The following is a 14,860-nucleotide window of genomic DNA, read 5'->3' as shown; positions in this document are numbered from 1 at the left end:
GCGCGTCCTGCCCGATTTACATCTCTGCACATGTAACGATCTAGGGCAATTTGGCGTGCGGAATTCGGAGGACAGTGATGCGTGATTCCTTCCGGGCCGCGCCCGGGGCACGGTTCTCGGCCGACCGCCGCCACCTCGAACGGACGCTGACGATGCCGCGCGTCAGCCGGTCCCAGGGGGTGGCACCGGTCCGCTGATCACCGGCCTGGTGCGCGCCCAGTCGGCCGATGGCCCACGCCGTGTCGCCGCCCGCCCATGGGCCGCCCGACCACGTGCCGGCGCCCTCCCGGCGGCTGCCGTCCGACCGCGTGCCGGCGCCCTCCCGTACGCCGTCGGGCGCCCCCGCTCCGATCGAGGGGAGGCCGACGCGCCATGACCACCGACAACGCGGGCGCGCCCCCGCCCGGGCAGCTCCGCTCGCCGCAGGCGACGGCGCCCCGGCAGGCCGCCGCCGTGCACGCCCCACGGCGCCCCGACTCCGAACCCGGCCCCGCCCCCGCCCGGCGCACCGCGCCCACCCGGGTGGTGCGCGCCACCGCCCGGCTCGTCACCGTCGACTGCGCGGCCGCCGTCGCCGCCGCCGCGCCGCTGCTCGGCGACCCCCGCAGGGCCGCCGTCGCGCTCGGCCCGGCCCTGGCCGCCGCCGTCTGCCTGGCCGCACGCGGCGGCCTCCACCGGCCCGGACGCCAGCTCTCCGCACTGGACGAGGCGCCGCGCCTGCTGCGCCACTGCGCGCTCGCATGGCTGCTGGCGGGCGCCGCCGTCGCGACGATCGATCCGGCCCGAACCCTCCGATGGCCGCTCCTGGCCATCCTCGTGACCAGCCATTGGCTGCTGGTCTGCGTCGGGCGCGGCGTGGTCTACCGGGCGCTGCGCCGCGACCGCCGCCGCCATCCGCGGCCCACGCTGATCGTCGGCTCGGGACCGGCCGCGTGGCGGCTGGCCGAGGCCCTGCACGGACTACCCGAGTACGGCATGCGGCCGGTCGCCCTCATCGCCACCGGTCCGGCCGGTCCGGGCGGAGCGGCCGGACCGGGCGGTCAGGTCGGCCCCGCCGCCGGGCCGGAGTCGGCCCCGTACCCGCTGCCCGTCCTGGACTCGGCCGAGGACATCGCCCGCACGGTCACCCGCAACGCCGTACGGCACGCGGTGTTCACCCGCGGCCCCGAGAGCGCCCCCTCCCGCGCCGCCCTCGTCCGCCTGCTCACCGGGCAGGGCTGCACCGTCTGGCTGCCGGGCGGCGGATCCGACCACATCTGGGGCTACACCTACCGCCGTCTGGACCCGCCGCGCCCCCGCCGCCTGGCCGTCCTCGGCAAACGCGCCCTGGACATCGCCATCGCCCTGCCCCTGCTGCCGATCGCGCTGCCCCTGATGCTGCTGTGCGCCGTCGCCGTACGGTTCTCCGTCGGACGCGGCGTGGTCTTCCGCCAGGAACGGGTCGGCCGCCACGGCCGCACCTTCACCATGCTCAAGTTCCGCACCCTGCCCGCCGGCACCGACGCCGACACCGACGCCGAGGCGTCCGCGACCGTGTGGAACGCCGCCGCCGACCAGCGGGTCGGCGCTGTCGGGCGCCTGCTGCGCCGCACCTGGCTGGACGACCTCCCGCAGCTGTGGAACGTGCTGCGCGGCGACATGAGCCTGGTCGGCCCCCGTCCCGAGCGCCCGCACTTCGTACGGCAGTTCAGCCAGGCGCACCCCGGTTACGCGTTCCGGCACCGGATGCCGGTCGGCATCACCGGCCTGGCCCAGCTGCACGGGCTGCGCGGCGACACCTCCATCGAGGACCGGGCGCGCTTCGACAACCACTACATCGACACCTGGACGCTCTGGGGCGACGTGCGCATCCTGCTGCGCACCGCGCGCTTCGTGCTCCGGCGCGGCAGGAGCTGACATGGCGGCCACCGAACCCCTCCGCGAGCCGGTGTCGGCCGCCGTACCCGGGCGTCGGCCCAGGGCACCACCCCGGACCACCGCAAGGGTCTGATGATGAGGCGCGTCGACGACCGGCGCCGCCGCCCGCTCGGCGGATACACCAGGCGGAGGCGCCGGTAATGAGCACAGGGGACCCGGCGTACGGATGACGCGACGGATGCACTTTGCACGGGATGCACCGCCGCTGTCCGTACGCCGGGTGGCCACACCGAACCGACCGGAGCGCCCGGATGCGAGTCCTGCACATCATCACCGGCCTCGGCGCGGGCGGCGCCGAGCAGCAACTGCGGCTCCTGCTGCGCCACCTGCCCGTACGCTGCGACGTCGTCACCCTCACCGACCCCGGCGCGGTCGCCCACGGGATCCGCGCCGACGGCACGCCCGTCACCCACCTGGGCATGGGCGGCGACCGCGATCTGACCGCCCTGCCCCGCCTGGTGCGGACGATCCGGGCCGGTGGCTACGACCTGGTGCACACCCACCTGACCCGCGCCTGCATTTACGGCCGCATCGCCGCCCGCCTCGCGGGCGTGACCGCCGTCGTCGCCACCGAGCACTCCCTGGGCGGCACCCGTGGCGCGAGCCGCCCGCCGACCGCCGCCCGAGGTCTGTACCTCGCCACCGAGCGGCTGGGCTCGGCCACCGTGGCGGTCTCCGCGACCGTCGCCGACCGGCTGCGCGCATGGGGGGTGCCCAGCAGCCGGATCCACCTCATCCCGCACGGCATCGACGCCCGCCACTTCCGCTTCGAACCCGCGGCCCGCGCCGCCGCCCGCGCCCGGCTCGGGCTCCGGCCGGACCACTTCGTCGTCGGCGCGGTAGGCCGCCTGGTGCCCCGCAAGCGCTACGACCTGCTGCTGCGCGCGGTCGCCGACGTGCCCGGGGCGCGGCTGCTGCTCGTCGGCGACGGACCCGAACGCCACCGGCTGCGCGCCCTGGCCGTACGGCTCGGCGCCACCGACCGGGTGCGGCTGCTCGGCGAACGCGACGGAGCGGTCGAGACCGCGGGGGACCCGCCCGCCGACATCCCCGGCCTCCTGGCCGCCATGGACGTCTTCGTCTCGCCCTCCTCGGCGGAGGCGTTCGGGCTCGCCGTGGTCGAGGCCCTCGCCGCCGGGCTGCCCGTCCTGTACACCGCCTGCCCCGCCGTCGACGAGCTGCCGCCCGAGGCCGCGCCCGGCGCCCGCCGGATCGCCGCCGACCCGGCCCCGCTCGCCGCCGCCCTGCGGGAACACGCCGCCGCGGGACCGCGCCGGCTCCCCGTCCCCCCGGCGGTCGAGCGCTACGCGATCCGGCGCACCGCCCACCGCCTCATGGCGCTGTACGACCGCACGGCCGCCCACGGGCCGGCGGGCTGCGGCAACGGGCCGGTGCCCGCCGCACCGCAGCGGCCGTTCCCCGCCCTGTCCGATCCGAGGAGATGACCGTTCCCCCGGGCCGGTTTCCCGAAGGGGCGACCGTTTCCGCATAGGCCGCTGGCAGGTTCCTGTAGTGGCCGTTGCAGGCGGTCGGCGGCCTGGATAGACATGACGCGGAATCGGATGGCGCACCTCACCCCGCGACGCCGGTTCCCTTCGGCGTGCCCTGACCCCAGCGGGACCGCCGAATGGCGGAGGTCCGGCGCCCATCCCCAGCCGTGCCGGATCTCCGTCCAAACGGAAGTCCGTCCGCCGTTCATTTTGAGTGCCTCTCAAGTCGCTGCGGCTATCAATTGCCACGCAGGACAAAGCACTTGGCGATCGCCATCCCATGCTTCGCGCCGCAGCGCCAGATTCGAGGACTTGACGGTGACGGACCCACGCAATGCCGCATCTCGCGACAAGATAGCGATCATCGGCATCGGCTGCCGACTGCCCGGAAACGCATCGGACTACCGGACGTTCTGGCAGAACCTGATCGATGGCAAGGACTGCATCACCCCGGCACCCGCCGACCGCTACGACGTGGCGACGCTGGGCAGCCGGGACAAGGCCAAGCCCGGCCGGTTCGTCGGCGGCCGCGGCGGCTACATCGACGGATTCGACGAGTTCGACCCGGCCTTCTTCGGCATCAGCCCGCGCGAGGCCCACCACATGGACCCGCAGCAGCGCAAGCTGCTGGAGGTGGCCTGGGAGGCGCTGGAGGACGGCGGGCAGATCCCCGCCGAGCTGGCGGGCGGCGACATCGGCGTCTACGTCGGCGCGTTCACCCTCGACTACAAGATCCTGCAGTTCTCCGACCTCAGCTTCGACACCCTCGCCGCCCACACCGCCACCGGCACCATGATGACGATGGTGTCGAACCGCATCTCGTACTGCTTCGACTTCCGCGGCCCCAGCCTCTCCGTCGACACCGCGTGCAGTTCCTCCCTGGTGGCCGTGCACCTCGCCTGCCAGGCCCTGGCCCGCGGCGAGATCGGTCTCGCGCTCGCGGGCGGCACGCTGCTGCACATGGCGCCGCAGTACACCATCGCGGAGACCAAGGGCGGGTTCCTCTCACCGGACGGCCGGTCGCGCACCTTCGACGCCGCCGCCGACGGCTATGTGCGCGCCGAGGGGGTCGGCGTCGTCGCGCTCAAACGGCTGGACGACGCACTGCGCGACGGCGACCCCGTCCACGCCGTGATCATCGGCAGCGGCGTCAACCAGGACGGGCACACAGCCGGCATCACCGTGCCCAGCGCCGACGCCCAGGTCTCCCTCATCGAGCGGGTCTGCGCCGAAGCCGGCATCGCGCCCGGCAGCCTCCAGTACGTCGAGGCGCACGGCACCTCCACCCCCGTCGGCGACCCGATCGAGGCGGCCGCGCTCGGCAGAGCCCTGTCCATCGGCCGCACCCCGGGCAGCACGACCTACGTCGGCTCGGTCAAGACGAACATCGGGCACACCGAATCCGCCGCCGGCATCGCCGGGCTGATCAAGACCGCCCTGTCCCTCAAGCACCGTACGATCCCGCCGCACATCAACCTGGACCGGATCAACCCGGAGATCGACCTCGACGCGCTGCCGTACCGGATCCCCACCCGGCCCACCGCATGGCCCGACCACGAGGGGCCCGCGCGCGCGGGCGTGAACTCCTTCGGCTTCGGCGGCACCAACGCTCATGTCCTGCTGGAAGAGGCCCCGCCGACGCGCACCCCCCAGCCGTCGTGGGCGGCCGGGGCGGCGGAGCGCACCGGGCTGTCCATCCTCCCGCTGACCGCGCGCGACCCGGCCGTCCTGCCCGAACTCGTCCGCGGCATCCGCCGGGAGCTGGCCGGCGCCCACGGCGCGCCCCCCGTGCCGCTGGCCGACCTCGGCCACACGCTCGCCCACCGCCGCCAGCACCACGAGGCCCGCCTGTCGGTGGTGTACGGATCGCGCACCGGCCTCGACGAGGCCCTGGCCGCCTACGAGCGCGGCGAGACCCACCCCCAGGTGGTCCTCGGTCAGACCCTGGCTCCGGCGCGCCGCCGCCTGGCCTGGGTCTTCACCGGGATGGGCCCGCAGTGGTGGGCCATGGGCCGCGGGCTGTTCGCCAGCGAACCGGTGTACCGCGAGACGGTCGAGCGCATCGACCGGGAGATGGGCAAGCTCACCGGCTGGTCCCTCATCGAGGAGATGCACGCCGAGGAGGCGGACTCCAAGATGAGCCAGACCTGGCTGGCCCAGCCCGCCAACTTCGCCGTCCAGGCCGGACTCGCCGCCCTGTGGAGGTCGTACGGCGTGACGCCCGACGCCGTCGTCGGACACAGCACCGGCGAGGCCGCCGCCTTCTACGAGGCCGGGGTCTACAGCCTCCAGGACGCGGTCACGGTCGTCGTCCACCGCAGCAGGCTCCAGCAGAAGCTCGTCGACACCGGCACCATGCTCGCCGTCAGCCTGACCGAGGAGGAGGCGGCAGCGCGGGTCGCGCCTTACGGGGACGCGGTCTCCGTAGCCGCCGTCAACAGCCCGACCGCGATCACCCTCGCCGGTGACCAGGACGCCCTCGCCCACCTGGCCGCCGAGCTCCAGGCCGAGCAGGTCTTCGCCAAGTTCCTCCAGGTCCGCGTGCCGTACCACAGCGCCCGCATGGACATGATCAAGGACGAACTGCTGTCCTCCCTCGCCGACATCCAGCCCCGGCCCGCCCGGCTGCCGCTGTATCTCACCGGCACGCGGGCCGACGCGCACGGCACCGAGCTGGACGCCGCCTACTGGTGGAAGAACGTCCGCGACAGCGTCCACTTCCGCGCCGCCGTCGACCGCCTCGCCGACGACGGCCACCGCCTCTTCCTGGAGATCGGACCGCACCCCGTCCTCGGTCACTCCATCCAGGAATGCTTCGCGGCCCGCGGCGGCGCACCCGACGAGGCCGTGACGCTGCCCTCGATCCGCCGCCAGGAGGACGAGACCGCCCGATTCACCCTGTCGCTGGCCACCCTGCACAACGCAGGCGTCGACATCGCGTGGGACGTCCTGCACCCCGCGGGCCGCCCCGTGCCGCTGCCGCGCTACCCGTTCAAACGCGACCGCTACTGGGTCGAGCCCGCCCCCGTACGGCAGATCCGGCTCGGCGAGCAGGACCACCCGCTGCTCGGCCGCCGCACCGCCAACGCCGAACCCACCTGGGAAGCCCGGCTCGACGTCGAGACGATGCCCTACCTCGACGACCACCGCATCCAGGGCAACGCCCTCTTCCCGGCCGCCGGCTACCTGGAGATGGCGACCCAGGCCGTACGCGCCATGACCGGTGGCACCCAGGCGGCGCTCGCCGACATCGAGCTGCGCAAGGCCCTGTTCCTCCCCGACGGCGAGGCCAGGACCGTCCAGCTGTCTTTCTCCACCGAAGGCGCCGCGTTCACCATCGCCACCGTCACCGGCGACCCGGACGACCGCACGGTGCACGCGGGCGGCGTCGTACGGGCCGGGCAGCGCCGCCGCGACACCGCCCCGCTGGAGCCCGACGCCATCCGCGAGCGCGCCGACCGCCACCTGGAGGGCCCCGGCGTCTACGCCGCCCTCGCCTCCCTGGGCTACCACTACGGACCGGCGTTCCAGGGCATCGAGGAGGTGTGGATCGGCGCGGACGAGGCACTGGCCAGAATCCGCCCCACCGCGCCCATCGGCGACGACGCCGGCCGCCACCACGTCCACCCTGTCCTGATGGACGCCTGCTTCCAGTCCCTGCTGACCCCGCAGATCCTGCGGGCGGACACCGGCGGCACCGGCATCCGGCTGCCGCTGTCCATCGGCGAGGTCCGCCTCGACCCCGTCGGGGACCAGCCGCTGTGGGCGCACGCCACCCTCACCCACCGGGACGGCGACGAACTCCTCGGCGACATCGCCGTGTACGCCGACGACGGCACGCCACTGGGCCGGATCAGCGGATTCCGCGCCGCCGACGTCGAGAAGGCGTCCACCACCGTCGCCCGCGGCACCATCGACAAGTGGCTCACCGAAGTCGCCTGGACCGAGCGGCCCCTGGCCACCGCGGCCGCCGCGACCGGACCCGCCGACGTCCCGCGCATCGCCGAACCGCCCGCGCGCGGCGGAGGCGGCTGGCTGATCCTCGCCGACGCCCAGGGCATTGCCGACGAACTGGCGGCCCAGATCACCGCGGACGGCGGCCGCTGCCACCTCGTACGCCCCGGCACCGGCTACCACCTCGGCGACGACCGGCGCCACTCCACCGTCGAACCGGGCTCGGCGGCCGACCTCACACGGCTGCTGACCGACCTCGGCGCCGCCGCCGACGGCCCGCCCGGCGGCGCCCCGTTCGACACCGTCGTCCATCTGTGGAACCTCGACCTGCCGCCCCTCGACGCGACCGACCACGCCGCCCTCGCCGCCCACAACGGCACCGGCACCTACTCCCTGATCGCCCTCGCCCAGGCCATGGCGGCCACCGGGGCCGGCGGCCGGCTGCACATCGTCACCCGCGGCGCCCAGGCCGTCCGCCCCGACGACACCGTCGCCCCGCTCGCCGCCCCGGCCTGGGGCGTCGGCCGGGTGCTGTGGTACCAGGAGCTGACCGGCCACCGCGGCACCCTGATCGACCTCGACCCCGCCCACGGCGCGGACCCCGAGGCCCGCCGCGCCGAGGCCCAGGACCTACTGCGCGAGATCGCCGAGGGCGGCGAGGACGAGATCGCCCTGCGCGGCGGCCGCCGCTACACCAGCCGGCTCGCGCAGGCCACCGGCCTCACCCACCCGCTGCCGCTGCGGCTGCGCCCCGACGGCAGCTATCTCGTCACCGGCGCGTTCGGCGCCCTCGGCCGACTGCTGTGCCGCACCCTCGTCACACGCGGCGCCCGCCGGCTCATCCTCGTAGGACGGACCGCCCTGCCACCGCGCGACCAGTGGCGGCACACCGACCCCGACACCGCCGTCGGCCGGAACGTACGCTTCCTCAAGGAACTGGAAGCGCTGGGCGCGCAGCCGATCCCGGCGCCGCTCGACATCACCGACGAGGCGGCCCTGACCGCCTGGCTGGCGGAGTACCGGCGCACCGACGCCCCGCCGATCCGCGGCGTCTTCCACCTCGCCGGCCAGGTCCGCGACACGCTGCTGCCGGAGATGGACCGCAAGGTCTTCGACGCCGTACACGACCCGAAGGTCGTCGGCGCCTATCTGCTCCACCGCCACCTGAGCGAGGAACCACTCGACCACTTCGTCCTCTTCGCCTCCATCGCCTCCCTGCTCACCACCGCGGGCCAGACCAACTACGCCGCCGGAAACGCGTTCCTGGACGCCCTCGCGCACCACCGGCGCGCCCATGGCCTGCCCGCGCTGAGCCTGGACTGGGGCCCCTGGGCCACCGGCATGATCGAGGAACTCGGGCTCATCGACCACTACCGCAACAGCCGCGGCATGAGCTCGCTGTCCCCCGACGCCGGCATGGCCGTACTAGAGCGCGTCATCGGCCAGGACCGGGCCCAGCTGATGGTCGCCACGGTCGTGGACTGGCCCGTCTTCCTCTCCTGGTACGCCTCGCCGCCGCCGCTGGTCGCCGACCTGGCCACCGCGGGGGAGAGCACCGAGGCGGGCGAGACCAGCAGCTTCCTCGACGCCTTCCGCGACGCGGACGAGGAGCAGCGCCAGGCCCTCCTCACCGAGCACTTCACCGGCCTCGTCGCGGGCGTCATGAGCGTCACCCGCGAACAGGTCGACCCCGCCGTCGGACTGGGCGCCCTCGGCCTGGACTCCCTGCTGGCGATGGAGCTGCGGGCCCGCATCCACACCGAACTGGGCGTCGCGCTCCCGGTGGTGGCCCTGCTCGGCAACGCCCCCGTCCACGAGCTGACCGCCCAGCTCCGCGACCAGCTGACGGAACTGGTCGCGGCCGGCGGCGACGGCGGCGCCGACACGGGGGCCGTCGAGGTGTTCACCGACGAGCAGCGCTATCCGCTCACCCAGAACCAGAAGGCCCTGTGGTTCCTCAAACAGCTCAACCCGGACGGCTTCGCCTACAACATCGGCGGCGCCGTGGAGGTACGGGTCGAACTCGACCCGGAGCTGATGTTCCAGGCGGTGCGCACCGTCATCGAGCGGCACCCCAGCCTGCGCGCCAACTTCGTCCTCGACACGGGCCAGGCGGTGCAGAAGATCTCGTCCGCCACCGAGCCGGACCTCGCCCTGTTCGACGTCCAGGACCACGCGTGGGACGACATCCACCAGATGATCATCCGCGAGTACCGCAAGCCCTACGACCTGGAGCGGGACCCGCTGGTGCGGTTCCGCCTGTTCAAACGGGCCAAGGACCGCTGGATCATCATGAAGGCCGTCCACCACATCGTCTCCGACGCCATCTCGACCTTCACCTTCATCGAGGAGCTCCTCGCCGTCTACGAGGGCCTGCGCCAGGGACGGCAGGCCGAACTGTCCCCCGTGACCGCCCGCTACCTGGACTTCCTCAACTGGCAGAACCAGTTCCTCGCCGGACGCGACGCCCGCAGGATGCTCGACTACTGGACATCCCACCTGCCCGCCGAGGTGCCGGTCCTCAGCCTGCCCACCGACAAGCCCCGCCCCGCCGTGCAGACCCACAACGGCGCGTCCGAGTTCTTCGTCCTCGACACCGACCTCAGCGCCCGCGTCCACGCCCTGGCCCGCGAGCACAACGTCACCGTGTTCATGGTCCTGCTCAGCGCCTACTACGTGCTGCTGCACCGGTATTCCGGACAGGACGACATCATCGTCGGCAGCCCCGTCACCGGCCGCACCCAGGAGGAGTTCGCCGGCGTCTACGGCTACTTCGTCAACCCGCTGCCGCTGCACGTGAACCTGGCGGGCACGCCCACCGTCGCCGAGCTGCTCCAGCAGGTCCGCGAGACCGTCCTCGGCGGCCTGGACAACCAGGAGTACCCGTTCGTGCTGCTCGTGGAGAAGCTCGGCCTCCAGCACGACCCCAGCCGCTCGGCCGTCTTCCAGGCGATGTTCATCCTGCTCACCCACAAGGTGGCCACCGAGAAGTACGGCTACCGCCTGGAGTACATCGAACTCCCTGAAGAAGAGGGCCAGTTCGACCTCACGCTGTCCGCCTACGAGGACGAGGCCGAGCGGCGCTTCCACTGCGTCTTCAAGTACAACACCGACCTGTTCCTGCCCGCGACCATGCGGCGCCTGGTCGCGCACTACGTCAACGTCCTCGACGAGCTGACCCGGGCCACCGGGGACCGGCCCGTCCGGCAGCTCGACATGCTCGCCCACGAGGAGCGCGCGCACATCCTCGGCACCTGGAGCGGCGCCGGGCACACGGTCGATCACGGCACCCCCGTCCACCAGCTCATCAGCCGGGCCGCGGCCGAACACCCCGAGGCCATCGCGGTCTCCGCGCCCGCCGAGTCCGGCGCCACCCGGCGCATGGCCTACGCCGAACTGGAGCGGCGCGCCCGCCATGTGGCCGGGCGGCTGCGCGAGCGCGGCATCCGCGACGGCGCGGTGGTGGCGCTGTGCCTGGACAAGTCGCCCGAACTCATCGTCACCCTGCTGGCCGTGCTCAAGGCGGGCGGCGTCTACCTCCCGCTGGACCCCGACCACCCGGCCGACCGGCTCGCCGACATGATCCAAGGCGCCGGCGCCGCGCTCGTCGTGGCCGACGACTCCGCACGCGACCGGCTGACCGGGCTGACCACCGACGTCGCGTCGCTCACCGAACTGCACCGGCCGCAGGACGCGGCCACCGAGGCGCCCGACCTCCCGGTCACCACCGGCCCGGACGACCCGGCGTACGTCATCCACACCTCCGGCTCCACCGGCCGGCCCAAAGCCGTCCAGGTCAGCCACCGCAACCTGGCCTCGGCCTACGCCGCCTGGCGCCGGGAGTACGGCCTGGACCGCGCCCCCGGTGTCCACCTCCAGATGGCCGGCTTCTCCTTCGACGTCTTCACCGGCGACCTGGTCCGGGCCCTGTGCTCCGGCGGCACCCTGGTCCTCGTCGGCCGCGAACTGCTCTTCAACACGGTCAGGCTGTACGAGACCATGCTCGCCGAGCGGGTCGACTGCGCCGAGTTCGTGCCCGCCGTCGTCCGCGGCCTGATGGCCCACTGCGCCCGCGAGGACAAGCGCCTGGACTTCATGCGGCTGCTGATCGTCGGCTCCGACGCCTGGAAGGTCGAGGAGTACCAGCGGCTGCGCGACCTGTGCGGGCCCGGCACCCGCGTGATCAACTCCTACGGGCTCAGCGAGGCCACCATCGACAGCACCTACTTCGAAGGCCCGGCCGACCATCTGGAGCCGAGCCGCATGGTGCCCATCGGACGGCCCTTCCCCAACAGCACCCTGTACATCCTCGACGAACAGCGCCGGCCGGTCGCCCCCGGCGTGCCCGGCGAACTGTGGATCGGCGGCGAGGGCGTCGCACTCGGCTACGCCGGCGACCCGGAGCAGACCGCGGAGCGCTTCGTCACCCTGGCACCCGCCGCCGACTCCGCGGCCTTACGCCTGTACCGCACCGGCGACCTCGCCCGCTGGGACGCCGAAGGCGGCGTGGAACTGCTGGGCCGCGCCGACAGCCAGGTCAAGGTACGCGGCCACCGCGTCGAGCTCGGCGAGATCGAATCGCAGCTGGCGCTGTGGCCGGCGCTCGCCGAGGCCGTCGTCACCGTGACGCGGGACGTCGTCGGCGAGACCGCGCTGTGCGCCTACTGCGTCCCGGCCGCGGGGGAGACCCTCGACCGGCGCGCGCTGCGCCGGCACCTGGCCGGGTACCTGCCGACGCATCTCATCCCGACCCACTTCGTGGAGCTGCCCGCGCTGCCGCTCACCCCGAACGGCAAGGTCGACGCCGCCGCGCTGCCCGCTCCGCGGACCGACGCCGACGACCAGGCCCACGAACCACCGGTGACCTTGTACGAGGTCCGGATGGCCGAGCACTGGAAGGCGCTGCTCGACCTGGAGCAGGTCGGCCTCGGCCATGACTTCTTCGAGATCGGCGGCAGCTCCATCAAGCTGATCGAGCTGATCTACAACCTCCAGCGCGAGTTCGCCATCACCATCCCGGTCAGCCACCTGTTCAAGGTGACGACCCTGCACGGCATGGCCAAGACCGTCGAGCACATCATCACCGGCAGGATCGCCGGGGCCCAGCCCTACCTGAGGTTCAACGCCACGCAGCAGCGGGACGGCGACACCCGGACCATCTTCGGGTTCCCGCCGGCCGGCGGACACGGCCTGGTCTACCGCCAGTTCGCCGCCCACCTGCCGGAGTTCGACTTCGTCGCGTTCAACTACCTCGACGGCGACGCCAAGGTGACCCGCTACGCCGACCTCGTCGAGTCCCTCCAGCCGGACGGCTCCTGCGTCCTGTTCGGCTACTCGCTCGGCGGCAACCTCGCCTTCGAGGTCGCCAAGGAGCTGGAGGGGCGCGGCCGGCACGTGCCAGGCGTCGTCATCATGGACTCGTACCGCATCGCCGAGGCGTTCGAGCTGGGCAGCGAGCACTTCGCGGCCTTCGAGCAGGAGCTCGGCGAGCACCTGCGCAAGCACACCGGCTCGGACATCGTCGCCAAGGAGACCCTCGACCAGGCCAGGGAGTACATCTACTTCTGCAGCCGCACCCCCAACCTGGGCGCGGTCAGCGCCCCGGTCAGCGTCATCTCCGACCAGGAGAAGGCGGCGTTCTACGCGGCGGGCGAGCGCGGCACCTGGCACGGCAGCTCCACCACGTCCACCGCGGTGCTCCAGGGCTTCGGCCGCCACGCCGACATGCTCGACCCGGAGCACATAGCGCACAACGCCGACCTTCTCCGCGACGCCCTCACGGGAGGTGACACGCGTGCCGCGTGACAACGGACCGGTCTGGAGCCGCCGGGACCGCGCCCCCGGAGCCAAGCCCAGGGTCCTCATCATCGGAGCCGGCATCAGCGGCATGGCCACCGGCTGCTACTCCCAGATGAGCGGGATGGAGACCCGCATCCTCGAAAAGCACGTCCTGCCCGGCGGCTGCTGCACCGCCTGGGCGCGCGACGGCTACATCTTCGACTACTGCATCGAGTGGCTGACCGGCACCGGAGCGAACAACGACGCTGCCCGGATCTGGCGCGAGCTCGGCGCCCTCGACGGCAAGACGATCGCGAACTTCGAGATGTTCAACACCGTCGTCGGGGAGGACGGCCGCTCGGTGACGTTCTACAACGACCCCGACCGGCTGGAGCGCCACCTGCTGGAGATCTCGCCCGTGGACGCGCCGCTGATCCGCGGCTTCTGCCGGGACCTGCGGCGCTTCATCAACGTCAACCTCTACCCGTTCCTCACACCGCCGCCGCTGCGGACGGCGCGCGAGAAGCTCAGCATGCTGCGCACCGTGCTCCCGGCCTTCCGGCTGTTCTGGCGCACCGCCGCCACCTCCATGGAGAAGTGGTGCGGCAAGTTCCAGGACCCCCTGCTGCGCAAGGCGTTCCCCAACATCTTCTACCAGGACCACGAGGTCTTCCCGCTGCTGCCGTACCTGTTCAACATGGCCAGCGCGTACCACGGCAACGCCGGCTTCCCGCAGGGCGGATCGCTGGGCCTGGCCCGGTCCATCGAGGAGCGGTACACCTCGCTGGGCGGCCGCGTCGACTACCGCGCGCGCGTCGCCAACATTCTCGTCGAGGACGGCCGCGCGATCGGTGTGGAACTCAAGAACGGCACCCGGCACTACGCCGACCACGTCATCTCGGCCTGCGACGGATACACCACGATCTACGGCATGCTGGGCGGGCGATACACCAGCCCCACGATCGACACGCTCTACAACGAGATGCTCCACGAACCGGACATCCTGTATCCGGGGGTGGTCTCCGCGTTCGTGGGCCTGGACGGCGACGTCGACCCCGACGCCCGGCACGCCACCACCTATCTGCTGTCCGAGGAGGACAGCAAGGAACTCCCGGCCGTGATGCAGAACAGCATCGTGGTGCAGCTGCGCTCGCGCTACTCCGACGGGTTCGCCCCGCCCGGCAAGTCGGTGATCCACTGCACCTACTTCAGCGACTTCGACTACTGGAAGACGCTGCGCAGCACCGACCGCAAGGAGTACTGGGCCCGCAAGCGGCAGGTCGTCGACTTCGTACGGACATTCCTGGAGCGGCACCATCCGGGGATCGGCGACCGCATCGAGACGGTCGACGTGGCCTCACCGGCCACCACCCTGCGCTACACCGGCAACTTCAACGGGTCCATCCTCGCCTGGAAGTCGTTCACCAAAGCGGAGGACCTGGCGAACAAGCTGGTCAACAAGGACCGGATGCGCCTGCCGGGGCTGCGGGGCTTCTCCATGACCGGGCAGTGGATCGGCGGTGGCAGCCTGATCCGCACCGCCTCCGCGGGCCGCTACGTCACCCAGTACGTCTGCGAGGAGCTGGGGCTCGGATTCCGGGCGTGGGAGAGCCCCGGCGGCGAACCCTGGCACCGCGACAAGCTCGGCTATCTGCCGCAACTGGACACGTGGCCCGTCGGCTAGCCGACCACCAGAAGGACCCGAGGAGGTCTTGGGCAAT

Annotated in this window: 4 protein-coding genes; all 4 read left to right on the top strand. The window is 72.6% G+C overall.

Translation table 11 applies throughout. The features are described 5' to 3' along the window. The first annotated feature begins 372 nt into the window (after positions 1-372). The 4 genes from Q3Y56_RS06015 (at position 373) to Q3Y56_RS06000 (ending at position 14,823) form a co-directional block, all read left to right on the top strand. Positions 373-1,896, top strand: coding sequence for an exopolysaccharide biosynthesis polyprenyl glycosylphosphotransferase (locus Q3Y56_RS06015; RefSeq protein WP_304460920.1), 1,524 nt, complete (start codon positions 373-375; stop codon positions 1,894-1,896). A gap of 272 nt (positions 1,897-2,168) precedes the next feature. Next, positions 2,169-3,362: a glycosyltransferase gene (locus Q3Y56_RS06010; RefSeq protein WP_304460919.1), complete on the top strand. Its 1,194-nt coding sequence runs from the start codon at positions 2,169-2,171 to the stop codon at positions 3,360-3,362. A gap of 363 nt (positions 3,363-3,725) precedes the next feature. Beyond that, positions 3,726-13,166 (top strand): non-ribosomal peptide synthetase/type I polyketide synthase, encoded by a 9,441-nt coding sequence (locus Q3Y56_RS06005; protein ID WP_304460918.1) that lies wholly within the window; start codon positions 3,726-3,728, stop codon positions 13,164-13,166. Continuing rightward, positions 13,156-14,823 (top strand): NAD(P)/FAD-dependent oxidoreductase, encoded by a 1,668-nt coding sequence (locus Q3Y56_RS06000; protein ID WP_304460917.1) that lies wholly within the window; start codon positions 13,156-13,158, stop codon positions 14,821-14,823. Before Q3Y56_RS06005 ends, Q3Y56_RS06000 begins: the two co-directional genes overlap by 11 nt. The last annotated feature ends 37 nt before the right edge of the window (positions 14,824-14,860 follow it).

The organism is Streptomyces sp. XD-27, assembly GCF_030553055.1.
Lineage (GTDB): Bacteria > Actinomycetota > Actinomycetes > Streptomycetales > Streptomycetaceae > Streptomyces.
This window is presented reverse-complemented; position numbering and strand designations above follow the sequence as displayed.